General features: G+C 73.7%; 21 protein-coding genes. 10 read left to right on the forward strand and 11 right to left on the reverse strand.

Going from position 1 to position 24,242, the window contains the following annotated elements; translation table 11 throughout:
- Positions 1–1,237: glycoside hydrolase family 15 protein (locus KVS67_RS03055; protein WP_254629191.1), on the forward strand; the 1,237-nt coding region annotated here is incomplete at its 5' end.
- Between the two features lie 28 nt (positions 1,238–1,265).
- Here the strand turns inward: KVS67_RS03055 and KVS67_RS03060 are convergent.
- The 8 genes from KVS67_RS03060 to KVS67_RS03095 all read right to left on the reverse strand — a co-directional run bounded on the left by KVS67_RS03060 (position 1,266) and on the right by KVS67_RS03095 (position 11,787).
- Positions 1,266–3,512, reverse strand: a complete 2,247-nt coding sequence (locus KVS67_RS03060; protein ID WP_217564742.1) for a S9 family peptidase — start codon at positions 3,510–3,512, stop codon at positions 1,266–1,268.
- Between the two features lie 88 nt (positions 3,513–3,600).
- Positions 3,601–4,755 carry an acyl-CoA dehydrogenase family protein gene (locus KVS67_RS03065; protein ID WP_063189975.1) on the reverse strand — a complete coding sequence of 385 codons (1,155 nt, stop codon included), beginning with the start codon at positions 4,753–4,755 and terminating at the stop codon, positions 3,601–3,603.
- Positions 4,756–4,791: 36 nt separating this feature from the next.
- A complete protein-coding gene (locus KVS67_RS03070; RefSeq protein ID WP_063189977.1) occupies positions 4,792–5,577 on the reverse strand; it encodes an enoyl-CoA hydratase/isomerase family protein in 786 nt (261 codons plus the stop codon).
- The gene (locus KVS67_RS03075) at positions 5,574–7,307 is read right to left on the reverse strand and encodes a long-chain-fatty-acid--CoA ligase (RefSeq protein WP_063189979.1); all 1,734 of its coding nucleotides are present in this window, start codon (positions 7,305–7,307) and stop codon (positions 5,574–5,576) included. Before KVS67_RS03075 ends, KVS67_RS03070 begins: the two co-directional genes overlap by 4 nt.
- Positions 7,308–7,330: 23 nt before the next feature.
- Positions 7,331–8,074 carry a 3-hydroxyacyl-CoA dehydrogenase gene (locus KVS67_RS03080; protein ID WP_217564743.1) on the reverse strand — a complete coding sequence of 248 codons (744 nt, stop codon included), beginning with the start codon at positions 8,072–8,074 and terminating at the stop codon, positions 7,331–7,333.
- Positions 8,075–8,122: 48 nt separating this feature from the next.
- Positions 8,123–9,310, reverse strand: a complete 1,188-nt coding sequence (locus KVS67_RS03085) for a thiolase family protein (protein WP_217564744.1) — start codon at positions 9,308–9,310, stop codon at positions 8,123–8,125.
- A 46-nt stretch (positions 9,311–9,356) separates the two neighbouring features.
- The gene (locus tag KVS67_RS03090; protein WP_217564745.1) at positions 9,357–10,892 is read right to left on the reverse strand and encodes a class I adenylate-forming enzyme family protein; all 1,536 of its coding nucleotides are present in this window, start codon (positions 10,890–10,892) and stop codon (positions 9,357–9,359) included.
- Positions 10,893–10,920: 28 nt separating this feature from the next.
- Positions 10,921–11,787 (reverse strand): CoA transferase, encoded by an 867-nt coding sequence (locus KVS67_RS03095; protein ID WP_236601291.1) that lies wholly within the window; start codon positions 11,785–11,787, stop codon positions 10,921–10,923.
- A 204-nt stretch (positions 11,788–11,991) separates the two neighbouring features.
- Here KVS67_RS03095 and KVS67_RS03100 point away from each other — a divergent pair, with 204 nt between their 5' ends.
- From KVS67_RS03100 to KVS67_RS03110, 3 genes are read left to right on the forward strand one after another with little or no spacing between them, the layout of a single operon-like run.
- Positions 11,992–12,600, forward strand: coding sequence for a TetR/AcrR family transcriptional regulator (locus KVS67_RS03100; protein WP_217564746.1), 609 nt, complete (start codon positions 11,992–11,994; stop codon positions 12,598–12,600).
- 41 nt (positions 12,601–12,641) lie between these two features.
- On the forward strand, positions 12,642–13,082 hold the full coding sequence (locus KVS67_RS03105; RefSeq protein ID WP_217564747.1) for a MaoC/PaaZ C-terminal domain-containing protein: 441 nt from the start codon (positions 12,642–12,644) through the stop codon (positions 13,080–13,082).
- A complete protein-coding gene (locus KVS67_RS03110; protein WP_063189990.1) occupies positions 13,079–13,816 on the forward strand; it encodes an enoyl-CoA hydratase-related protein in 738 nt (245 codons plus the stop codon). The genes KVS67_RS03105 and KVS67_RS03110 overlap by 4 nt, the downstream gene beginning before the upstream one ends.
- A gap of 68 nt (positions 13,817–13,884) precedes the next feature.
- On the opposite strand, the gene KVS67_RS03115 is transcribed toward KVS67_RS03110, so the two are convergent.
- On the reverse strand, positions 13,885–15,375 hold the full coding sequence (locus KVS67_RS03115) for an NCS2 family permease (protein ID WP_217564748.1): 1,491 nt from the start codon (positions 15,373–15,375) through the stop codon (positions 13,885–13,887).
- A 65-nt stretch (positions 15,376–15,440) separates the two neighbouring features.
- Between KVS67_RS03115 and KVS67_RS03120 the strand changes: the two genes are divergently transcribed.
- Positions 15,441–16,739, forward strand: a complete 1,299-nt coding sequence (locus tag KVS67_RS03120; RefSeq protein WP_216886596.1) for an MFS transporter — start codon at positions 15,441–15,443, stop codon at positions 16,737–16,739.
- 21 nt (positions 16,740–16,760) lie between these two features.
- Here KVS67_RS03120 and KVS67_RS03125 read toward each other — a convergent pair whose 3' ends face one another.
- Positions 16,761–17,234 carry an Lrp/AsnC family transcriptional regulator gene (locus KVS67_RS03125; RefSeq protein ID WP_036316705.1) on the reverse strand — a complete coding sequence of 158 codons (474 nt, stop codon included), beginning with the start codon at positions 17,232–17,234 and terminating at the stop codon, positions 16,761–16,763.
- A 189-nt stretch (positions 17,235–17,423) separates the two neighbouring features.
- Here KVS67_RS03125 and KVS67_RS03130 point away from each other — a divergent pair, with 189 nt between their 5' ends.
- From KVS67_RS03130 to KVS67_RS03140, 3 genes are read left to right on the forward strand one after another with little or no spacing between them, the layout of a single operon-like run.
- The gene (locus KVS67_RS03130; protein ID WP_144819513.1) at positions 17,424–18,626 is read left to right on the forward strand and encodes a thiamine pyrophosphate-dependent enzyme; all 1,203 of its coding nucleotides are present in this window, start codon (positions 17,424–17,426) and stop codon (positions 18,624–18,626) included.
- Positions 18,627–18,628: 2 nt separating this feature from the next.
- The gene (locus KVS67_RS03135; protein ID WP_217564749.1) at positions 18,629–19,678 is read left to right on the forward strand and encodes an alpha-ketoacid dehydrogenase subunit beta; all 1,050 of its coding nucleotides are present in this window, start codon (positions 18,629–18,631) and stop codon (positions 19,676–19,678) included.
- Entirely contained in the window at positions 19,675–21,165 is a 1,491-nt protein-coding gene (locus KVS67_RS03140; RefSeq protein ID WP_217564750.1) for a dihydrolipoamide acetyltransferase family protein, read from the forward strand. The genes KVS67_RS03135 and KVS67_RS03140 overlap by 4 nt, the downstream gene beginning before the upstream one ends.
- 127 nt (positions 21,166–21,292) lie before the next feature.
- Here the strand turns inward: KVS67_RS03140 and KVS67_RS03145 are convergent, their stop codons facing one another.
- Positions 21,293–22,153 (reverse strand): phosphatase PAP2 family protein, encoded by an 861-nt coding sequence (locus tag KVS67_RS03145; protein ID WP_063189769.1) that lies wholly within the window; start codon positions 22,151–22,153, stop codon positions 21,293–21,295.
- Positions 22,154–22,263: 110 nt separating this feature from the next.
- Between KVS67_RS03145 and KVS67_RS03150 the strand changes: the two genes are divergently transcribed.
- Together KVS67_RS03150 and KVS67_RS03155 are read left to right on the forward strand one after the other, a co-directional pair.
- Positions 22,264–22,950 carry a hypothetical protein gene (locus tag KVS67_RS03150; RefSeq protein WP_063189767.1) on the forward strand — a complete coding sequence of 229 codons (687 nt, stop codon included), beginning with the start codon at positions 22,264–22,266 and terminating at the stop codon, positions 22,948–22,950.
- A gap of 80 nt (positions 22,951–23,030) precedes the next feature.
- Positions 23,031–24,104: an o-succinylbenzoate synthase gene (locus KVS67_RS03155; RefSeq protein ID WP_217564751.1), complete on the forward strand. Its 1,074-nt coding sequence runs from the start codon at positions 23,031–23,033 to the stop codon at positions 24,102–24,104.
- The last annotated feature ends 138 nt before the right edge of the window (positions 24,105–24,242 follow it).

Raw genomic sequence — 24,242 nt, forward strand, 5'->3', positions numbered from 1 at the left:
GGACGTGCTGGAGGCCACCGTGCGCAGGTGGCGCGGCTGGCTGGAGGAGTCGACCAGACAGGCCCCGCGGGCGGACGACCCGCTCGCCGATCGGGTCCAGCGATCCCTCCTCATGCTCAAGGGGCTCACGCATCGGGCCACGGGCGGCATCGTGGCGGCCCCGACCACGAGCCTGCCGGAGGACATCGGCGGGGTCCGGAACTGGGACTACCGCTATGTGTGGCTGCGGGACACGGCGCTCGCACTGGAGGCCCTGCTCGCGTACGGACACGTGGAGGGGGCGACGGCCTGGCGCGACTGGCTGCTGCGCGCCATCGCGGGGGAGCCCCACGAGGTGCAGGTCATGTACACGCTCTCGGGGGAGCGGTACATGCCCGAGCGCGAGCTCGAGCACCTCCCCGGCCACGCGGACTCCCGGCCCGTGGTCGTGGGCAACGGCGCCGCGGACCAGTGGCAGGCGGACGTCATCGGCACCGTGATGATGGCGCTGTGCGCCCTCCGGGACGCCGGCGTCCCGGAGGACGAGTGGTCCTGGCCGCTGCAGAAGCGGCTCGTGGAGCGCGTCGTCGCGCATCGGGAGGACCCGGACCACGGGCTGTGGGAGATGCGCGGGGAGCCTGCCTTCTTCACGCACGGCCGCGTCAAGATGTGGGCCGCGCTGGACCGTGCGCTGCACGCCGTGGCCACCCACGGCGTGCCCGCCACGGAGGCGGAGACCGCGGCGTGGGAGCGCCACCGGGACGAGCTGCGGGAGGAGATCCTCACCCGCGGCGTGCACGCGGACGGCTACTTCACCCAGACCTACGGCTCGGACGCGGTGGACGCCTCCCTCCTCCAGATCCCCCACACCGGGTTCCTGCCCCCGGACGACCCGCGCATGCTCGCCACCGTACGGCGGATCGAGGAGGAGCTCGTCACGGACACCGGCCTGGTGCTGCGCTACCGCCCGGACGGCTCCGACGGGTTGCCCGGTGAGGAGGCGCCGTTCCTCGCGTGCGCCTTCTGGCTCGTGGAGCAGTACGCGCGCACCGGCCGCCTGGACGACGCCGACGCCCTCATGGAGCGGCTCGATGCGTGCGCGAACGACCTCGACCTCATGGCCGAGGAGTACGACGACGGCCAGGACCGCATGGCGGGCAACTTCCCCCAGGCGTTCAGTCACCTGGCGCTGCTGCGCACCGCCGACGCGCTGGCCCAGGTCCGCGCGGCCGACGGGGCCGGGGAGGCCGGAGACTGACCGGTTCCGGGCGAACACCCCGCCCCCGTCACACCACGCGGCGGGTCGCCCCCAGCGCGGTCAGCAGGAACGCGTACTCCCAGGCGGTGTCCTCCCAGCCCTGGTACCGGCCGGACGCGCCGCCGTGGCCGCCGTCCATCTCGGTGCGCAGCAGGATCGGGGCGCCGCCCTCGGCCAGGGGCGTGGCCTGGTCGCTCGTCACCGTCCGCCGCAGCTGGGCCACCCACTTGGCCGGCTCGACGTAGTGCACGCGGGTGTCGTTCAGGCTCGTCACGGCCGCGATCGCCGGGTAGTCCACCGCCCGCACGTTCTCGTACGGGGTGTAGGCGCGCATGGCCTCGTACACGGCCGCGTCCTCGATCGGGTTGCCCCACTCCTCCCACTCGAGCGCGGACAGCGGCAGCTCCGGGTCGAGGATGGTGGTGAGCGCGTCCACGAACGGCACCACGGCCAGGCACGCCCGGTACAGCTCCGGCGCGAGGTTCAGTACCGCGCCCATGAGCAGGCCGCCGGCCGAGCCGCCCATGCAGGCCACGCGCGCCGGGTCCGCCCAGCCGAGGTCCACGAGGTGCCGGGTGGCGTCCACGAAGTCCGTGAAGGAGTGCCGCTTGGCCAGCTTCTTGCCGTCCTCGTACCAGCGCCGGCCCAGTTCGCCGCCGCCGCGCACGTGCGCGACCGCGAACACCACGCCCCGGTCCAGCAGGGACAGCCGGGCCACACCCAGCACGGGGTCCATGGACATCTCGTAGGAGCCGTAGCCGTACACCACGCACGGGGCCGTCCCGTCCGGCTTCACGTCGCGGTGCCGGATCACGGTGACGGGGATCCGCACGTCCTCCCCGGTCACCGACGACGGCTCGGAGGCCGGCGCCCACACGCGCTCGGCCACGTAGTCGGCCGGGTCGTAGCCGGGCACCTCCGTCTCGCGGCGCAGGTGCACCTCGCCTGTCGCCGCCGAGACGTCCAGCACGCGCGCGGGCGTGATCCAGGACGTGTAGGCCAGCCGCAGGAACGGGGACTCGGCCGCCGTCGCGGACAGATGGCACGCGTAGAGCTCCTCGTCGAACGCGGGCTCGCGCCAGTGCGCGGTCTGTCCGGCCAGCACGGCGTCCAGCTCGGTGACGACGACGCGCGGGGTCGTCTCCCGGCGCACGGCCAGGGCGGCGTGGGTCAGGGTGACCATGACGCCGTCGACCTTCACGTCCTCGCGGTGCGGGACGACCGTGCGCCAGGCGCCGCGGTCGGCGACGTCCGCCTCGGCGACCACCGAGAGCATCCCGTTGGGCGCGGCGACGGGGGCGCCGTCGTCGTCCAGGGCGCGGTCGTGGACCACGAGCAGCCGGCGGACGCCGTCGGCGTCGGTGACGGGCTCGACGTCGGCGAGCATCCGCCACGCGCGGGGGATCAGCACGCGCGGGGCCGGCAGGGGCGCGGCGGGGTCCTCCGGCAGGTCGACCACGAGGGTCTCGGAGACCTCCGAGTTGCCGACGCCGATCAGCAGCTGGGTGCGGTCGGCCACGCCCTCGAAGCCGGTCCACATGCCCGGGTCGGCCTCCTCGTGCAGGAGCACGTCCTCGGCCGGGTCGGTGCCGAGCACGTGCGCCTTGACCTGGTACGGCCGCCACGAGTCGTCCCAGACGGTGTAGAACACGCGGGTGCCCGAGCGGTCGAAGCGGACGCCGTGGGCCACGTTCTCGACCGCGTCCGGCAGGTCCTCGCCCGTGGCGATCTCGCGCACGCGCAGGGTGAAGCGCTCGTCGCCGGTGTGGTCCACGGCGTAGGCCACCCGGGTGGCGTCCGGGCTGATGTGCAGGCCGCCGAGCGCGAAGAACGGGTGGCCCTCGGCCTCGGCGTTGCCGTCCAGGATCACCTGCTCGCCCGGCAGGGCGGCGTCCGGGGTGATGACGGGCGGGGTCCAGTCGGCCTCGAGGTCGCCGGTGTCGCGTGCGGGCACGCGGCAGTGGATCGGGTACTCGGCGCCCTCGCGGGTGCGCACGAAGTACCACCACCCGTCCCGGCGGGCGGGCACGGAGCGGTCCGTCTCCACCGTGCGGGCCTTGATCTCACCGACGATCGCCTCGCGCAGCGGCGCCTGGTCCGCGGTCACGGCCTCGGTGTACGCGTTCTCGGCGGCCAGGTGCTCGAGCACGCGGGGCTCCGCCTTGCCGCGCAGCCACTCGAAGTCGTCCTGGAACGTGTGGCCGTGGTGGCGGCGGGTCACGGGCTCGGCGGAGGCGGACGGCGGGACGGGGGCGTGCGTAGTGGTCTGGGGCATGCGGCCCATCCCATCACGCCGCGCGGGGCGGGGCCGACACCCCGGTCGGCCGCGCCGCCGCCCCCGCGCACGACGACGGGGGTGTGGCTCAGAGTGCCCGGGCCACGAGCATCTTCATGATCTCGTTGGTGCCGCCGTAGATCTTCTGCACGCGGGCGCCCGTGAACGCCCGGGCGATCGGGTACTCCTCCATGTACCCGTACCCGCCGAAGAGCTGCAGGCAGCGGTCGACCACCTTGTTCTGCATGTCGCTGGCGAAGAACTTCACCATGGAGGCGTCTGCGGCGGTCAGCGTGCCGTCCACGTGGGCGACGATGCACTGGTCCACGAGGGTCCGGGTCGCCAGCGTGTCCGCGACGCACTCCGCCAGGACGAACTGCGTGTTCTGGAAGGACATCAGCGGTTCGCCGAACGCGTGACGCTCCTTGGTGTACCGGATGGTCTCGCGCACGGCGGCCTCGCACACGCCCGCGGCCAGCACCGCCAGGGTGAGCCGTTCCTGAGGCAGCTGGGCCATGAGCTGCACGAAGCCCTGGCCCTCGTCCGGGCCGAGCAGGTGGGACACGGGGACCCGCATGTCCGAGAAGGAGAGTTCGCGGGTGTCCTGGCCGTGCTGACCGATCTTCTTCAGGACCCGGCCGCGCTCGAAGCCCTCGAGGCCGTCCGTCTCCGCGACGATCAGGGACAGACCGCGGCCACCGGGCTCGTCTCCCGTCCGCGCCACGATGAGCAGCAGGCCGCAGTGCGTGGCGTTCGAGATGAAGGTCTTGGAACCGTTGATCACGTAGTGGTCCCCGTCGCGGGTGGCGCGCGTGCGGACCGCCTGCAGATCCGACCCGGTGTTGGGCTCGGTCATGGCGATCGCCCCGACCAGCTCTCCCGAGGCCAGCCCGGGCAACCACCGCTGCTTCTGCTCCTCGGTGCCGTACGCCAGGATGTAGTGCGCGACGATCGGGGAGTGGATGCTGAATCCCCACGCGTCGTCGAAGCAGCGACCCTGTTCGGTGAGGATCGCGGCCTCGAGCGCGAAGGTGCCGCCGGCCCCGCCGTACTCCTCCGGCAGGGAGGGACACAGCAGGCCGGCCTCTCCGGCCTTGGTCCACAGGTCGCGGTCCACCCCGTGCTGCTCGGCCCAACGCTCCTCGTGGGGGACGACCTCGCGGGCCAGGAAGTCGCGGCAGTGCTCGAGCAGGGCCTCCGCGTCCTCCGTCAGCCAGGGGGATCGGTACGAATCCAGGATCATGGTGTTCTCCTCGGTGTCTCAGTGTGTCGGTGTCGGTCAGCGGGAACCGAAGACGGGGCGCCGCTTCTGCGCAAATGCGCTCATCCCTTCGGCGGCGTCGTCGGAGGCCAGCGCCTCCAGGAAGGCCCGGCGCTCGTGGGCCAGGCCGTCGGTCAACGACAGGTCCTGGGCGCGGCGGGCACAGCCGACGGCGAGGCGGACCGCGCCTGGCGCGTTGTCCGCGGCGCGCCGGGCGATGTCGACCGCACGGGCGACGACGTCCTCGTCCGCCGCGACCTCGGCGACCAGGCCCGCGGACTCGGCCCACGCAGCGTCGACCGACTCACCGGTCATGAGCATCCGCGTGGCCTTGGCCTTGCCGATCGCGTGGACGAGCCGCTGTGTGCCGCCGGCGCCGGGGATGACGCCGAGCCGGACCTCGGGCAGTCCGAAGGACGCGGACTCCCCGGCGACGACGAGGTCGCAGGCCAGGGCCAGCTCGCAGCCACCGCCGAGGGCGAGTCCGCGCACCGCGGCGATCACCGGCTGGGGGCTCGCGGCGAGCAGGTCGAACAGCCGGTCGAGGTAGACCTCGGCGTCCGGGTCGGCGGTGAGGGCCTCGCGGAGGGCGAGCACCTCCGGGATGTGTGCACCGGCACAGAACGCGCGGTCGGAGCCGGTGATCACAACGGCGCGCACCTCCGGGTCCTGCTGGGCGTGCTCGAGGGCATCGGCGAGGCCGGCCACGAGCGCCGACCCCAACGCGTTCAGGGCCCGGTCGTCCTGCAGGTGGATCACGGTGACGGGGCCGATGCGCTCGGTCCGGATGATGTCGCGGGTCATGCTCGGCCGCCTTCCTCGACGTCGCCGGCCCCGCCGCCGGGGCGGGCGGCCTCCGACGCGTCCGCATAGAGGTCCGTGTGCCGGCCGCGGATCGTCTTCTTGTCGATCTTCCCGACACTGGTGCGGGGGAGCTCCGTGACCACGTCCACGCGCTCCGGGAGCTGCCACGAGGCGAACGCCCCGCTCAGGTGCTCGTGGACCTCGGCGAGCGTGATCGTCGCTCCAGGACGAAGCATCACCTGTACGTATGGGCGCTCCTGCCACTTGGGGTGGGGCAGCCCGACGACCGCGGCTTCCGTGATGGCCGGATGGCTCGTCAGCAGGTTCTCCATGTCGATCGACGAGATCCACTCGCCGCCGGACTTGATGACGTCCTTGAGGCGATCGGTGACCTTGAGGTAGCCGTCCGAGTCGACGGTGCCGACGTCGCCGCTGCGCCAGTAGCCGTCGAGGAACCGGCCCTCGGCGTCGGCCTCGCTCATGCCGTGGTACCCCGTCGTGACCCACGGCCCGCGCACGCAGATCTCCCCCTGGCTGACGCCGTCGAAGGGCAGGTTTTCATCACCCGGCCCGACGATCCGCAGGTCCACGTTGGTCAACGGCAGGCCCTGCTTGCGTTTGAGGTCCATCAGGGCGGGCTCGTCGAGGCGGGCGAGCACACCCGGCTTGTAGCGGTTCACCGTGACCAGGGGAGTGGTCTCGGTGGCGCCGTAGGCATGGACCACCTCCGCGCCCGTGAGGTCGCGGAATCCCCGCATGAGCGACAACGACGGCTCGGTCGCCCCGGAGATCATGCGCAGCCGGCTCAGGTCCGGCTTCTCGTCCAGGGTCTCGATGTAGGCGAGCATCGGCTGGAAGATGGCGGGGGCGCCGCTGGTGATCGTCACCTCTTCGGCGATGAGGGCGTCGGTCAGGGGGGCGGTGTCCTCCGCCATGTAGCGGCCGGGGAGGACGATCTTGTTCGCCATCAGGGTGGCGGCCTGCGGGAGGCCCCAGGCCTGGCCGTGGAACATGGGGGTGATGATCATGGTGGCGTCCCGGAGCGTCATGCCGATCGAGGCGGCCAGGGCATACGAGTGCAGCACGATCGCGCGGTGCGAGTAGAACACCCCCTTCGGCCGGCCGGTCGTGCCGGTGGTGTAGCACGCGCCGTAGGCGGAGGTCTCCTCGACCTCCGGCCAGTCGACGTCCGGGGAGGCCGAGGCCAGGAGGTCCTCGTAGTGCCGCACGCCCGGCAGCGTCGTCTCGATCTCGGACAGGGGGCGGTCCGTCATCACCACCCACGTGGTCACCTCCGGCAGACGCGGGGCGATGACCTCGGCGTGGCGCAGCAGGGACTCGTCCACGAACACCGTGGTGCACCCGCTGTCCGTGAGGACGTGGACGAGGTCTTCGGGTGCGAGGCGGAGATTCACCTGGACCATCGTCGCGCCGATGCCGGGGATCGCCCAGTAGAGCTCGTAGTGTCGCCGACTGTTCCAGTCGATGACGCCCACGCGGTCGCCGGGGCTGACGCCGAGGCCGGTCATGGCGTTCGCGGCGCGGCGGATCCGTTCGTAGGCTTCGGCGTACGTGTAGCGGTCCCACCCCCCGTCCGGGGTGCGATAGACGATCTCCTGGTCGCCGTGGGTCCGGGCGGCGTGTCGGATGAGGGTGGTGGTGTTCAGCTGGACGTCGTCCCCCGAGGTCGAGGGGTATCCGGTGACGCGGCGGCGGGGCGCGGTGCTCATGGTTCCTCCAGAAGTGGTCAGGATCAGCGGGGCGCCATGCGGATGGCGCCGTCGAGGCGGATGGTCTCGCCGTTGAGCATCTGGTTCTCCACGATGTGGGTGACCAGATGCGCGTATTCGGCCGGATCGCCGAGGCGGGAGGGATAGGGCACCTGCTCCCCGAGGGAGGCACGGGCCTTCTCCGGCAGCTGGTGCATCATCGGCGTGAGGAAGAGTCCGGGCGCGATCGTGTTCACGCGGATTCCGTAGTCTGCGAGCTCACGGGCGATCGGCAGCGTCATCGCCACCACGCCCCCCTTCGACGCTGAGTACCCGGCCTGGCCCACCTGTCCCTCGTAGGCGGCCACGGAGGCCGTGTTGACGATGACGCCGCGGCCGCCATCGTCGTCCGGCTCGTTCTCGGCCATCGCCGCGGCCGCGAGGCGGATGACGTTGAAGGTGCCGATGAGGTTCACCCCGACGATCCGTTCGAAGTCCGCCAGCGGCTGGGGGCCGTCGCGGGAGATCACCTTGGCGGCCGAGCCGATGCCGGCGCAGTTCACGACGCCGGACAGCGGCCCCGGCTGGCGGGTCGCCTCCGCCACGGCGTGCGCGACCTGGACGGCGTCGGTGACGTCTGCCTCGACGAAGACGGCGCCCTCGGGCGCGGTTCCGGCGCGGTCGGCCACCACCACGTGCCCGCCGCGGTCGAGCAGCGCGCGGGTCGTGGCCTCGCCGAGGCCGGACGCGCCGCCGGTGACGAGGAAGGTGCGGTCCTTGATCTGCATGTGATGCTCCTGGTTCTGGTCCTGGGAGGGTTCCGTTGGTCGGGGCGCTCAGAGGCGCTCGAGGATGGTGGCGTTGGCCATGCCGCCGCCCTCGCAGACCGTCAGCAGCCCGTACCGGGCCTGACGGCGGTGGAGCTCGTCGGTGAGCTGAGTGAGCAGCCGGGCGCCGGTCGAGCCGAGCGGGTGGCCGATCGCGATGGAGCCGCCGTTCACGTTGAGCTGGTCCTCCGGGTAGCCGAACTCGTCCATGAAGATCAGGGGGACGGGGGCGAACGCCTCGTTCACCTCGACGAGGTCGATGTCCGTGATGTCCAGTCCGGCCTGGTCCAGGGCGCGGCGGGTCGCGGCGAGGATCGCTGTGAACTGGAGCACCGGGTCGTCCGCCGCCACCGCCATGCTGACGATGCGGGCCTTGGGGCGCAGCCCGGCGGCCTCGGCGGCGCCGCGTTCGGCAACGAGGAGGGCGGCGGCGCCGTCGCTGAGCTGGGAGGAGTTCCCCGCCGTGATGGCGCCGTCGGGCGAGAACACGGGGGCGAGCGCGGCCACCTTCTGCGGATCGACGTCCGCACGGATGCCTTCGTCGGCGGTGAGTGCCACGGTGTCGCCATTGCGGTCGAGCCCGTCGATCGGCACGAGGGAATCCGTGAAGCGGCCTTCCCGGGTGGCTTCGGCGGCGCGGCGGTGGCTCTGGACGCTGTAGGCGTCGAGCCGTTCGCGCGTGAGGCCCCACTTCTCCACGATGAGCTCCGCGGACGGCCCCTGGGCGGGGAGGTTACCGTCGAAACGGGCCAGGGAACGCGTGCCGTACCACTCGCCGCGGGGGCCGCCCGGGGCGAAGAGCGGGCCGAGGTCCACCCGGGACATGGACTCCACGCCGCAGCCGATCGCCCAGTCGTATTCGCCGGACCGGACGCCCTGGGCGGCGAAGTGCACGGCCTGTTGGCCGGAGCCGCACTGGCGGTCGATCGTGGTGCCGGGCAGGCCGATCGGCAGGCCGGCGCCGAGCAGCGCGTTGCGGGCCACGTTGCCCGCCTGCTCGCCGCGCTGGAGCGCGCAGCCGGCGATCAGGTCGTCCAGGGCGTCGGCGTCGGCCCCGGAATGGCGGACGAGGTGGTCGAGCGTGTGCGCGAGCAGGTCCAGGGGATGCCAGTCGCGCAGGGCGCCGCCGCGGCGGCCCACGGGGGTGCGGACGGCGTCGACGATCACGGCGTCTCGGCTGGAAGGGGCGGTGCTCATGGGTTCTCCTTCACGGGTGAGGTCTGGTGGGACGGAGGGGCCCGGCTCAGGCGGGGTCGCCGGGCTCGGTGAGGTCGGCCCGCAGGCGGTGCTTGAGGATCTTCCCGGAGAGGTTGCGGGGGATCTCGCGCACCACCAGCTCGTGCGGGAGCTTGTAGTGCGAGAGGCGGCCTTCGCCGTAGTCCCGCAGCGCCTCGAGGGACACGGTCGCGCCGGGCATCGGGGCGACGACGGCGACGATGCTCTCCCCGTAGTCGGGATGGGGGCGTCCGATGATCGCCAGTTCGGCGACGCCCGGGCAGCCGGCCAACGAGTTCTCCACCTCGGCGGAGTACACGTTGCGCCCGCCCGTGATGATGAGGTCCTTGAGGCGGTCGACCACGGTGAGGAAGCCCTCCTCGTCGACCCGGGTGAGGTCGCCCGTGTGGACCCAGCCGTCGACGACCGTGACCGCCGTGGCCTCGGGGTTCCGCCAATACCCCTTCATCATGGTCTCGCCCCGCATGATCATCTCGCCGACCTCCCCAGGGCCGACGTCGCGGCCGTCCGCGTCGACGACGCGCACCTCCGTGTTGGGCATGGCCATGCGCCCGCTCGTGTGTGGCTTCGCCATGACCTCCTCATGGGTGAGCAAGATCCCGCCCGGACCGCCCTCGGTCTGGCCGCACGCCTGGATGATGTGGACGTGAGGCAGCGCGGCCACGAGCGCCTCGGCCGTGCTCGCCGGCATCGGGGCGGCGCCGTAGAGGATGCCGCGCAGGTGGGACAGATCGCTGGCGGCCATCCTCGGGCTGCGCAGCATGTAGGCGAGCATCGTGGGGACGCCGAAGAAGATGGTGGCCCTCTCCCGCTCGAGCGTCGCGATGACCTCGTCGGGGTCGAAGGCCGGGAGCAGGACGTGGGTGGCGCCCAGCATCACGCCGCTGAACAGCAGGAGGTTGAGGGCGGCGGAGTGGTACAGCGGCGCCACGTGCACCATCGTCTCGCCGACCCGCATGCCCAGGCCCATGATCATGTTCTGGCCCACCCACAGCACGCGGTGGTGGTCGAAGAGGGCGCCCTTCGGCCGTCCCGTCGTGCCGGAGGTGTAGATGATGAGGGCGTCGTCGTCCTCGGCCAGGTCCGGATGGGCGACGGCTCCTTCAGGCCGGTCGTCGGCCGCGGCGAGGACGTCGTCGAAGCCGTCGAGAGCGCCGAGCGCGAGGAGCTGGGCCGGCCCCGAGTCCGCTGCGGCCAGGGCCTGGACACCCTCGCCGACGGTCGGGTCGACGAGGAGCATCCGCGCCTCGGTGTCGGCGAGGAAGTGCTCGAGTTCAGGACGCGCGGAGCGCGGGTTGACGGGGGCGACGATCGCACCCGCCCGCAACGCTCCGTAGAGGCCGATCACGAATTCGGGGGTGTTGCCGGCCACGAGGACGACGCGGTCGCCCGGGCGCAGTCCTCGGGAGATGAGTTCACCGGCGAGCCGGTCCACGGTCGCATCGAGGTCGGCATAGGTGAGCGAGGAATCGCCCCATTTCAGGGCGGGGTGCTGGGGGACGCGGCGGGCCGTGGTGGCGAGGACGCTGGGGAGGGTGGCCATGATGTGCTCCTGAGGACGGACGGCGGGGTCAGCGAGGGGGACGGACGACGGCGAGCGGCAGGTCGAGCTCGTTAGCGATCCGCTCCCACTCGGCTCCGGGACGGGTGAGGATCGTGCGGGCGATCTCGTCCCGGGTCGAGCCGATGTGCTCCGCCAGGCGGGCGGCGAAATGGGGCTCGACCGCGGCGACGGCCACATGGCCGTCGGCGCTGGCGTAGAGGGAATAGGTGGGCAGGTCTCCGCCGAGCGGGCCGCCCGGGCCGAGCAGGCCCCGCCGCACCGGGGCCGCGGCGGCCCTGGCGGCGTCCTCGAGCGTCACGCGGACGCGGGTGGCCGGGCCCCCGTGGTCTCGGCTGCGCAGCGCGGCGAGCGCGGCGGAGACGGCCCGCTCCCCGCCGAGCAGGTCGGCCACGGGCACGAGCGGCATCCGGGGGGCGTCGAGGGTGCCGGCGGCGGCCTGGTAGGTCAGGTCGTGGCCCGGCAGGTCGGCGTCGTCACCGTCGTGTCCCACGACCTCGAGGAACACGGCTCCCGCGGCATGCGCCGAGGCAGGTAGGCCGAGACGGTCGGCCGCGGACGGGCGCAGCGAGCTGAGCAGCAGGTCAGCGCCCTCCAGGAGGGTCGCGAGGTGGTCCTGCCCGGGACCGGTCTTCAGGTCCAGGGTCAGGACGCGCTGGCCGGCGATGAGTTCGGCGTACCACTGCGGGGCAGCGGCGGCGAGCGGATCGCCCGTCGGCGGTTCGATCTTCACGACCTCGGCTCCGAATTCGGCGAGCCGGGCCGCTGCGAGGGGGCCGGGCAGGTTCACGGCCACGGAGACGACGCGGATCCCGGCCAGGGGCCGCTCGCCCACGGATGTGGCGGGGCCGGACGTCGTCTGATCGATGGGCTGCACGGGTGCCCTCCTCTCGGTCCACTGGGATGTGATCTGCATCGCATCGGGGCGATGTTGTACGAATGTATAGTCGACTGTGCGAATGTGCAATGGCAGGATGAGATCCGCCGTCATCACCGACGGGCGGCAGCCCCCGGCCTCGCGGGGCTCGAGAGAGGAGCAACGGTGACGATCGACGCACGGAACGGTCCCGGAGGGGCGGGGATGGACGCCCCGGCATCGGACCTCACGGGCAAGGCCCGCATCCGACACGCCGCCCTCCGGCTCTTCGCGCATCACGGCGTCGAGGGGACCTCGATGCGTGCCATCGCCGAGGAGGCGTCCGTGACCGTCGGCCTGATCACGCATCACTACGGCTCCAAGGCCGGGCTGCATCGGGAGGTGGACGCCGCGGTCGCCGACGATTTCGCGGCCGCGATCGCGTCCGTCCCCGCGGAGGGGACGGCTCGAGACGTGACCCTCCGTCGGGACGCCGCGGTGGCTGAGATGCTCCGGGCCCGTCCCGACGTCCTCGAGTACGTCCGGCGCCATGTGCTGCTGGGCGAGCCGGCCGCCGACTCCCAGCTCGTGGAGAAGCTCACGGCGCTCGCCCGCGAGCAGGTGCGCCAGCTGCGTGCCGCGGGGCTCATCAGCGGCCGGCGGGACGAGGTGCCGCAGGTGGTGTCGATGATCATGCGCATGCTCGGCGAGCTCTTCTTCGAGCCGCTGGTGGACCGGATCGTCGACGCGGTCGACCGCGACGCCGCCCGGCCGGCGGTGGTCGTCCGTGTCAAGGCGGCGGAAGACGAAACAGCGAGAGGAGGCCGGGCATGACGGCCCAGGCGACAGACGGGCGGCACGCAGAGGACTTCACTGTGGGCGAGGAATGCGACCTCGGCACGTACGAGGTGACGGAGCAGGAGGTCATCGCGTTCGCATCCCACTGGGACCCGCAGGACATCCACATCGACCCCGGGCACGCCGAGACGGGGGGCCGCTACGGAGGCCTGATCGCCAGCGGCCTCCACACCCTGGCGATCCTCCAGCGCCTCCAGGTGCTGGGACGCCGCGAGCACTGGAACGTGATCGCCGGGCAGGGCATCGACCGCCTGCGGTTCCGGCGGCCGGTGCGCCCGGGGGACGTCCTCTCCGGACACAGCCGCGTCATCGACGTGCGTCTGGAGCCAGAGTGGCGCCGCGGACTCGTGGTGTTCGACGTGCGCGCCCTCAACAAGGAGGGCAAGGAGGTGCTGACCATGGAGATGGCGGCCTACCTCGAGATGCGGTCCGAGGCCACGGCCGGGAGGCGGGCATGACCGGCACCAGGGTGGCCACCGAACGTCACGACACCGCCCTCGTCCTGACCCTGGACGGCCCGGATCGGCTCAACGCCGTCACGCCGACCGCCATGGAGGCGCTGCACACCGCGCTGGGGGAGGCCGGTCGGGACCCGGCGATCCGCGCCGTCATCCTCACCGGCCGAGGACGGGCCTTCTGCGCGGGAGCCGATCTCCGGGACGACCTCGATCCGGAGGCGACGATGCGCGCGGCCAACCGTGTCGTCGAGACGATCCGGGCGGTGGACGTGCCGGTCATCGCGGCCGTCAACGGTCCGGCCGTGGGCTACGGCGCGGCCCTGGCGGCCGCCGCCGACCTCGCGGTCGCCGCCGACGACGCGTACCTCCTGCTGCCGTTCACGGGCATCGGCCTGGTGCCGGACGGCGGCAGCTCCGTCACCATCGCGCGGGCCGTCGGCCGGGCGCTGGCCGCGGAGATGGCCCTGACGGGGCGGCGCCTCGGGGCGGAGGAGGCTCGGGCCGCGGGGCTGTTCTCCCGCGTGGTCCCCGGGCCGGACCTCGCCGGCGTCGCCCACGCCCTCGCCGACGCGGTGGCCGAGCGTCCCCGCCGTGCGGTCGCGCTGGCCAAGGCCGCCCTCAACGCGGCCGACGCGGAGGTCGTGGGGCGCGCGCTCGAGCGTGAGGCGCGGGACCAGGTGGAGCTGATCCGCTCGGCCGAGTTCGCGCAGCGGTCCGCCGCCTTCCGGCGCTGACGACACCCCGCGCCGCACACGACGACGGCGGCGCACCGGTCCGGTGCGCCGCCGTCGGGGGCGGCGGGTCAGTTCAGGCCGAGCGCCGCCCGGACCACGCCGAGCCCGAAGTACGCGACGAACGCGAGCGCCACGAACCACAGCAGCGGGTGCACCTCGCGGCCGCGGCCCTGGCCCGTGCGGATCACCGCGTAGGCCACCACGCCGGCGCCGATGCCGTTGACGATCGAGTAGGTGAACGGCATGAGGATGAACGTGAGGAACGCGGAGAAGGCCGCGCCCGGGTCGGACCAGTCGATCTGCACCACGTGCTGGCACATCATGAACCCGACCACCACGAGCGCGGGGGCCACGGCCTCGAACGGCACGAGGTGGATGAGCGGGGAGAGGAACACGGCCGCGAGGAAGAACAGGCCGGTGAACACGGAGGCCAGGCCGGTCCGGGCGCCCTCGCCGATGCCGGTGCCGGACTCCACGAAGATCTGGTGCGCCGAGCCGGAGGCGCCACCGCCCACCGTGACCGCGAGCGCGTCCGCGGCGAGCACCCGGTTCAGGTCGGGGATGGAGCCGTCCGGGTTCACGGTGCCGGCCTCGCGGGCCAGGCCCACGGAGACGCCCATCGCGTCGAAGAACACGGAGAGCAGGATCGCGAACACGAGCAGGGAGGCCATCAGCCCGCCCACGGAGGTGAAGGCGCCGAACAGGTCCACGCTGCCGAGCAGGTGCAGGTCCGGGGCGGTCCACTCGGGCAGGGAGGGGGCGATCAGGGACCAGCCGGTGGGCACGGCGTTCCCGTCGGCGTCCACGGAGGGGCCGATGTGGAACACGGCCTCCAGCACGTTGGCGAGGATCGTCGCCACGACGATGCCGATCAGGATGGCGCCGCGCACCTTGCGGATCACGAGGACCGCGGTCAGCAGCAGCCCGACGACGAAGACCAGCACGGGCCAGCCCTCGAGCTCGCCGCCCGTGCCCAGGCCCACCGGGACCGTGGTGTCGGCGGCGTCCGGCAGCCGCCGCACGAACCCGGCGTTGACGAGGCCGATCAGCGCGATGAACAGGCCGATGCCCACCACGATGCCGGACTTCAGCGCCTCCGGGACCGCGTCGAACACGGCACGGCGGAAGCCGGTCACCACGAGCAGCAGCATCACGAGACCGGCGACGGTGACGAGGCCCATCAGCTGGGGCCAGGTGAGCCCCGGCGTCGTGGCGATGGTGATGGAGACGAACGCGGAGACGCCCAGGCCCGCGGCCACCGCGAACGGGTGCCGCGCCCACACGCCCATGACGATGGTCATGACGCCCGCCACGAGCGCGGTCACAGCGGCCACGGCGGGGATGCCCAGGGTGTTCCCGGCCGAGTCGGGCCCGGACAGGATCAGCGGGTTCAGTACCACGATGTAGCTCATCGCCAGGAACGTGGCGAGGCCGCCGCGGAACTCCTGGCCCACCGACGAGCCGCGCTCGGTGATGCGGAAGTACCGGTCCAGGGCGCCGCGGGCAGCGGCGGGCGACGGGGCGAGCGAGGGCGGTGGAGAGGCGGTGCGGGAGGCCATGGCACCAGCGTAGTGACCCGGTCCCACGACGATGGCGCGCGTGCCGTCCCGCTACGCTCGCGGGCATGCGTCCCCGCTCCGCCTCCGCCGCCCGCACCCGGGAGGCGCTGCGCGACGCCGTGCAGATCTACGCCCCCTCCACCGTCTACGCCGTCGGCCTGGGCGCCATGACGCCCGCGCTCGCGGTGGCGGCGCTGGCCCTCGGCCTGGACGCGGCGCGGGCGGCCGCCGTCGTGCTGCTGGTGGGGCTCGGCTCGCTCGTGGCCAACGGGCCGGCCTCGGCGCTCGCGGCCCGGGCGGGGGAGCGGGTCACCATGGTCGTCTCCGCCGTGCTCGGCACGGCCGGCGCAGGCCTGGCCTGGGCGACGACGGCCGGGGTGTCCTCCGGGCCGTCGGCGGCGGGGGTGGCCGAGCCGGGGCGGCTGGCGCTGTTCCTGGCCGCGGTGCTCGCCGTGGGCATGGCCGGGGCCGGGTTCAACCTGGCCCGGCAGGCGTACCTGGCGGTGGCGGTGCCGGCCACGCACCGGGCCCGCGCGATGTCCACGCTCGGCGGGACCGTGCGGATCGGGACCTTCCTGGGCCCGTTCCTGGGCGCCGCCGCGCAGGCCCCGCTCGGGCTGGACGGCGCGTTCGCCGCGGCCGCCGCGGCCATGGCCGTCGGCGCCCTGCTGTGCCTGCGGATCCGGGATCTGCCGGTGCCGGCGTCCGATCCGGTGGCGGGGGAGGAGCCCGGCCCGGCCGGTCGACCCCGGCTGCTGGACGTGGCGCGCGCCCGGCGCGGGGCGTTGCTCACGGCCGGCTTCGGTGTCGTGGCCGTCTCCGCCGCCCGCGCGGCGCGCAACGCCGTCATCCCGCTGTGGGCCACGCACCTGGGCCTGGACGCGGCGACGGCGTCGCTCGTCTTCGGCCTGGCCGGCGCGGCGGACCTGCTGCTCTTCTACCCCTCGGGCCGGCTCATGGACCGCTTCGGCCGGCGCGCTGTGGCGGTGCCGTGCCTGACCCTGCTGGGGGCGGGGTTCCTGGCGATCAGCCTCACCCGGGAGCCGACGGCGTTCGCGGCGGCGGCGGTGCTGCTGGGCATCGGCAACGGCTTCGGCGCGGGGATCGTGATGACCCTCGGGGCGGACCACTCGCCGCCCAACGCGCGCGCCCAGTTCCTCGGCCTGTGGCGCTCGATGTCCGACGCGGGGATGCTGGCCGGGCCGCTGCTGCTCTCCGGGGTGACCGCCGCGGCCGGGCTGGCCGTCGGCGTCGGCTCCCTCGCGGTCGTCTGCGGTGTCGGAGCGGTCGTGTTCGCCGCGGTGCTGCCGCGCGGGCCGGGGGCCGTGGCGGACCCGCCGGCCGTCGTCGTGCGCTCGCGCTGACCGGGGCGCCGGGCCGTCGGCTCAGTCGGCGGTCTCGTCCGGGGGGATGGTCTGCCCGGAGGCCTGGTCGTCGAACACCATGTACGTCTGCGTGTCGACGACGCTCGGCAGGGTCTGCAGCTCGTCGAAGATCACACGGCGCAGGTCGGCGGTGTCCCGCGCGCGGACCAGCAGGATCACGTCCATGTTCCCGCCCACGAGGGAGACGTGGGAGACCTCGGGGATGGCCAGGAGCGTGGCACGCAGCTCGCGCCAGTCGTGCTGACGCAGCTTCATGGTCACGTGGGCGGAGGCCCCGAAGCCGACCTTGACGGGGTCGACCCGCACGGTGAAGCCTGTGATCACGCCCGCGTCCTGCAGGCGGTTCAGGCGCGAGTAGCAGTGCGCGCGGGAGATGTGCACGCGCTCGGCCAGGGCCGCGACGGACATCCGCCCGTCCTGCGTCAGTTCGCGGACGATCGCGCGGTCCACGCGGTCCAGCGGCTCGGCGGCCATGGCTCCTCCTGGGGCGGGGCGGACGGGGTCGGCCACGCGGCGGCGGACCGTCTACGTGGCACGAGTCACCATAGCAGTTCGTCTGATGGAGTGCCTGGTTTGCACCCGATTGTCTCGTGATCCCGGGCGGGCGAGCGACACATTGCCCCTCTTGGGCACACTGAAGGCCACAGATCGAGAGGACCCGCCATGAGTGACCCCACCCCCGCCGTGCCCGGGGCCGCCCGGACCGACGAGGCCGAGACCCGCCCGAACGCCGGCGCCGCCTTCGGCATCTCCCTCGAGGAGTACCTGCTCCCCGCCGCCCGCCGCATCCAGCTGATCGGCGAGGACGGCACGCTGCTGGCCCCGGAGGAGCAGGGCACCGAGCCCGGCCACGAGTATCCCCTGCCCTCCGACGAGGAGCTGCTGGCCGCCTACCGCCACCTCGTCATCGGCCGCCGCGTCAACGACCAGGCCTACGCCCTGGTGCGCCAGGGCCGCATGGCCGTCTATCCGTCCTCGCACGGCCAGGAAGCCTCCGAGGTCGCCGCCGCCGTCTGCCTGGGCGAGCACGACTGGCTGTTCCCGACCTACCGCGACACCGTGGCCGTGATCGCCCGCGGCGTCCCGCCGCTCGAGGTGATGGTGGCCTACCAGGGCACCTGGCATCAGGGCTACGACCCCCAGAAGCACCACGTCTCCATCCAGTCCACGCCCCTGACCACCCAGATGCTGCACGCCGTCGGGATGGCCAAGGCCGCCCGCCTGCGCGGCGAGGAGGTCGTGTGCCTGGCCATGGTCGGCGACGGCGGCACCTCCGAGGGCGACTTCCACGAGGCGCTGAACTTCGCGGCCGTGTTCAAGCTGCCGGTGATCTTCTTCGTGCAGAACAACAAGTTCGCCATCTCCGTGCCGTTCGCCAAGCAGTCGGCCGCCCCGTCCCTGGCCCACAAGGCCGTGGGCTACGGCCTGGCCGGCGAGCGCGTGGACGGCAACGACCTCGGCGCCCTGCTGGCCGTGCTGGGCCGCGCCGTGGAGCTGTGCCGGCAGGGACAGGGCCCCTTCCTCGTGGAGGCGGACACCTACCGCATGCAGGCGCACACCAACACGGACGACCCCTCGCGCTACCGCGACGAGGCCGAGGTGAAGGAGTGGGAGGCGCGCGACCCGCTGCGCCGCATGACCGCCTACCTCGAGTCCACCGGCGCCCTCACCGAGGAGGTCTCGGCCCAGATCGCCCGCGACGCCGAGGACGTCGCGCAGCAGCTGCGCGACGCCATGAACGCCGAGACGGAGCTCGATCCGCTCGAGCTGTTCGACCACGTCTACTCCGTGCAGACCCCGCAGCTCGCCGCCCAGCGCGCGCAGCTGGCCGAGGAGCTGTCCCGTTCCGAGAACCAGGAGGCCTGAGCATGGCGACCCTGACCTTCGCCGCCGCGCTCAACGCGGCGCTGGCCGACGAGATGGCCGCCGACGACATGGTGGTGGTGTTCGGCGAGGACGTCGGCACCCTCGGCGGTGTCTTCCGCATCACGGACGGGCTGACCGCGCGCTTCGGCGAGGAGCGCTGCTTCGACACCCCGCTGGCCGAGTCCGGCATCGCGGGCATGGCCGTGGGCATGGCCCTCGGCGGCGCCCGCCCCGTGATCGAGATGCAGTTCGACGCGTTCGCGTACCCGGCCTTCGAGCAGATCGCCTCGCACGTGGCCAAGATGCGCAACCGCACCAAGGGCGCCACGCCCATGCCGATCACCATCCGCATCCCCTACGGCGGCGGCATCGGCGGCGTGGAGCACCACTGCGACTCCTCCGAGTCCTACTACGCGCACACCCCGGGCCTGAAGGTGTACACCCCGGCCTCGGTGAAGGACGCGTACATGATGCTGCGCTCGGCCATCCGCCTGGACGACCCGGTGGTCTTCATGGAGCCCAAGAAGATGTACTGGACCAAGGCCGAGCTCGACCTCGACCAGCTGCGCACCGAGTTCGAGGAGGGCTGGGCCCGCGTCGAGGACAAGAAGGAGCACGGCGAGGCCTGGGCGCGCGCCGCCGTCGTCCGCGAGGGCACGGACGTCACCCTCGTCTCCTACGGCCCCTCGGTGCCCACCTGCCTCGCCGCCGCCCACGCGGCCGCGGAGGAGGGGCTCTCGGTGGAGGTCGTGGACCTGCGCACCGTGAACCCGCTGGACGAGGACACGATGGCCGCCTCGGTCGCCAAGACCGGCCGCGCCGTCGTCGTCGCCGAGCCGCAGGGCTTCGCGTCCGTGGCCTCCGAGCTGGTGGCCCGGATCCAGCAGCGCTGCTTCCACTCGCTGGCGGCGCCCGTGGGCCGCGTGACCGGCTTCGACATCCCGTTCCCCGCGCCGAAGCTCGAGGAGCACCACCTGCCGAACATCGACCGCATCCTGGACGCGATCGACGACCTGAACTGGGACCTGGACGCCGAGGAGGCCCGCGCATGAGCAACACCTTCCTGCTGCCCGACCTGGGCGAAGGCCTGACCGAGGCCGACATCGTCCGCTGGCTCGTCGCCGAGGGCGACACCGTGGCCGTCGACCAGCCCATGGTCGAGGTCGAGACCGCCAAGGCCCTCGTCGAGGTGCCGAGCCCGTACGCCGGCACCGTGCTGACCCTGCACGGTGCCGAGGGCGAGACCATGGACGTCGGCAGCCCGCTGATCACCGTCGGCGCGGCCGGCGAGTCCGGTGAGGGCTCCGCGCCCGTCGCCGGCACCGAGGCCCTGGCCGTCCCGCCGGCCACCGGTGCGGCCGCTGCCGAGGCCGCCCGCCCCGGCGCGCTGAGCTACCGCGAGGAGGAGATGGCCGGCGTCCAGCCGAAGCCGGACAAGGCCCGCGGCGGCGACGGCGACGTTGCCGGCTCCGACGACGAGGCCTCCGGCGCCGTGCTCATCGGCTACGGCACCTCCGGCCACAAGGCCACCTCCCGCAGCCGTCCGTCCAAGCGTGGCCGCGGCGCCGCCCGCCCGACGCCGGCCCCCACGGCCGGGGCCGGCGCCCCGCGTGTGACCTCCCCGATCGTCCGCAAGCTCGCCCGCGAGAAGGGCGTGGACGTGGCCGCGCTGACCGGCACGGGCCCGGACGGCCTGATCACTCGCGCCGACGTGCTCGCGGCGGTCGAGGGCTTCGCCCCGCAGGCCACCCCGGCCCAGGCCCCGTCGGTCGCAGCCGTCCCGGCGGCCGCGGCCGCCGCGCAGGGGGGCGCCGTGGACGGGCGGACCGGCCTGGCCGTCGTCGCCCGCACCCCGATCTCGGGGGTGCGCAAGGTGATCGCGGACCAGCTCTCCCGCTCGCGCCGCGAGGTCCCGGAGGTCACGGCGTGGCTGGACGTGGACGTCACCGCCCTGCTCGAGCTGCGGGCCGCGCTCAAGGCGAAGGACCCGGAGAACGCGCCCTCGCTGCTCGGCCTGATCGCCCGCTTCACCCTGGCCGGCCTGCGCCGGTACCCGGTGATGAACGCGCGCATCGAGGCCGGGGCGGACGGCAAGGACGAGATCGTGGAGGTCGACGGCGTCCACCTCGGCCTGGCCGTGCAGACCGACCGCGGCCTCATGGTGCCCTCCGTCGAGCACGCGGAGAAGCTGTCCGCGGACGAGCTCACCGCCGCCATCAACGACACCGTCAGCCGCGCCCGCGCGGGCAGGGCCGCCCCGGCCGAGCTCACCCGCGGCACGTTCACGCTGAACAACTACGGCCCGCTGGGCACGGACGGCGCCACGCCGATCATCAACGTGCCCGAGGTCGGGATGCTCGGCATCGGCCGGATCATCGACCGCCCGTGGGTCGTGGACGGGGAGATCGTGGTCCGCAAGGTCACCGAGATGACCGTGACCTTCGACCACCGCGTCACCGACGGCGCCACCGCGAGCGCGTTCCTCACGTTCGTGGCGGACTGCCTCCACGACCCGACGGCGGCCCTCGCCCGGATCTGATCCGGACGATCCCCGCCCGCCCCGACCACGCGACGAGCCCTGCGATGTGGCGGCCATCCGCGAGGTATGGCCGCCACATCGCAGGGCTCGTCGCGTGGTGGGGGTGCGGTGAGCGTGCGGGGAGGGGTCAGTCCGCGCGGCCGCGGCGGAAGGCCGTGCCGAGCGCGCCCCACAGCAGGACCGCGGGGGAGGCGCTGAGCAGGATCCCGGCCGGCTCGGCCGCCGGGTGGGGGCCTGCGCCGCTGGTCGCGGGGGTGTCGAGGGTGAGGGCCAGCAGCGTCAGCCCGGCCGCCAGGCCCGCGACGCCCAGGGACCAGAGCGTGGCCTCCACGCCGCGGGCGCCGCGCGGTGCGGGCCGCGGTGCGCCGTCGTACCGGGCGAACGGCACGGCGAGCAGGCCCCAGGCGGCGGACACGAGCGCCGCGGCGGCCATGTCCGACGGCCGGTGCCAGGCCTCCGTGTAGGCGACGGCGCCGGTGCAGGCGCTCACCACGGCGCCGAGGACGGTGGTGAGCGGTCGCCACCGGGCGGGCACGAGCAGCAGCGCGGCCACCGCGGCGCCCGTCGCGAGCGTCATGTGGCCCGAGGGCAGTGAGTTGCCGCCGGACCACGGGACCCCGTCGGCGTGCTCGGGCCGCGGAAGCGCCGCCTTGAGCAGCTGCGTGGTGAGGTTGGACCCGACCAGCACGAGGAGGGCGAGCAGCCCCCGCCGCCGCCACCGGGCCACGGCGAGCGCGCCGAGCGAGGCCAGCGCCATGCCGACCGCCAGCCCGAGCGGCAGGATCCGCACCACCTGGGAGGCCACGTCCGGCACGGTGTCCGCGTAGCGCTCCTCGACGGCGCGGAACACCTGGTACTCGAGCACCTGGCCGGCGGAGGACCACACCAGGGCGGCGTAGACCAGCACGACGCCGGCCACGCACGCGGCCAGCGCCAGCCACCACGTCCACGAGGGGAGGCGGCGCGGGGCGCGGGCGGTGGGGGGCATGGGTTCCATTGTGTCGGACGCGCAGCCGTCATGCAGGCTTCATCGGACGGTCACGCCCCCGTCGCCGCCCCGTCCTCCGCGCCTCTGAGCCGCCTGCCTAGCCTGGGGCCATGACCCGCGTGCCCCCCGCCCACGGACATCGCCCGGCCCTCCGCGACTCCACCGGCTCGGCCCCCGGCCCGGGTGCCGAGCCGGGCCCCCGGCCCCGTCTCTTGGCCGAGGACCTGCTGGCCGCCCGGGACGCCCTGGCCCCGTTCGGCCGGCTGAGCCGGCAGGAGCCCATCGAGTGGGCCGCCGAGGAGCCCCTCGCCCCGGACCTGGCCGACTTCTACCGCTACGTGGGACCGGAGTGGCTGGAGATCGACACCCTCGGCCTGCCCGTGATGTTCTTCCCGCTGGACCGCCTGTGGGACGAGCAGGCCGGCTACCGGTGGAACCACCGAACCGGTGCGCTGCTGGTGGACTGGAACGACGACTGGACCGTGGTGGCCAAGCAGGGCGCCGACCCGTTCATCCACGCGGCCTCCACCGGCCAAGTGCTCATGGCCCCGGGAGACGAGGGCTGGGAGGACCGCCTGGACGAGCCGCGACCGGTCTTCCGGGACCTCACCGAGATGACCCGCGCGCTCGCGGCCGTGGGCACGGCGTGGGCGCGCTTCGACGACCCGTTCACCGCCGACTGGCATCTCACCGAGGAGGTGACGGCCGCCGTCGTCGCCGGCCTGGAGGGGGTGCTCGGCGCCCACGACCGCGCCGTGGACCTGGCCCGAGCCCTCGGCTACCTCCGCGCCGTCTGAGCGTCGGCGCCGACACAGACAGTCCCACCCCGCCGGCGCCCGTCGGAACGAGAGCCGAGCGCCCTTCCTAGACTGGCCGCATGAGCACCGCCCCCGCCCTGCCCCCGCTGCCCGGCGCGCCGGGCGGTCCCGCCCTGCCGAGCGTCGAGGAGCTGCTGGCCGACGCCGTCGCGGTCGCCCTGCCGATGCGCGTGCGGTTCCGCGGCACGGACCTGCGCCACGCCCTGCTGCTGCGCGGCCCGGCGGGCTGGGCCGAGTTCTCCCCGTTCCCGGAGTACGGTCCGCACGAGTGCGCCGCGTGGCTGGCCGCCGCGATCGAGGCCGGCTGGCAGGGCTGGCCCGCCCCGGTCCGCGAGACGGTCCCCGTCAACGCCACCGTGCCCGCGGTGGCCGCGGACGACGTCGAGGCCGTCCTGGCCCGCTACGGCGACGGCATCACCGCGGTCAAGGTCAAGGTGGCCGAGCACGGCCCCGAGGGCGGGCTCGTCCCCGGCAGCCGCGAGGCCGACCTGGCCCGCGTACGGCGGGTGCGCGCGCTGCTGCCCCACGCGCAGGTCCGCGTCGACGCCAACGCCGGTTGGACGCCCACCGAGGCCGTGGACGTGCTCACCGCGCTGGCCGACGTCGGCCTCGAGTACGCCGAGCAGCCCGTGCCCGGCATCACCGACCTCGCGGAGGTCCGCGCGGAGCTGCGCGCCCGGGGCGTCCCCACCCCGATCGCCGCGGACGAGGCGGTCCGCAAGGCCGAGGACCCCCTCGCCGTCGCGGCCGCCGGCGCCGCGGACCTGATCGTGGTGAAGGTCCAGCCGCTCGGGGGCGTGCGCCGGGCCGCGGCGATCGTGGCGGCCGCGGGGCTGCCCGCGGTGGTCTCCTCAGCGCTGGACACCTCCGTGGGCATTGCCGGCGGCGCCGCGCTCGCCGCCTGCCTGCCGTCCCTGCCGCACGCATGCGGGCTCGGCACCGCGGCCCTCTTCGAGCACGACGTCGTCGCCCCGGCCTGGCGCCCACGCGCGGGGGCCCTCCCGGCACCGGGGGAGCGGGCCCCCGCCCCCGACCCGGAGCTGCTCGACCGCGTCCGGGCGGACGGGGCGCGGCAGGCGTGGTGGGCCGACCGCCTGCGCGCGGCCCACGCGGTGCTGGCCGCGCAGGGCTGACGGGCCCGCCCGGTCCCCGTCGACGCGGGGAATGTGAGCCGGATTACAGCACGTCAACGGGACGAAATCCGGCGGCCGGGAAGAGTTCAACTCGCGGCCACCTGGGCGTGGCTCGCCGCTCGGAGCGAGGGGCCAAGG

It is taken from the genome of Micrococcus sp. GbtcB5, assembly GCF_019091605.1.
In the GTDB taxonomy this organism is placed as follows: domain Bacteria; phylum Actinomycetota; class Actinomycetes; order Actinomycetales; family Micrococcaceae; genus Micrococcus; species Micrococcus luteus.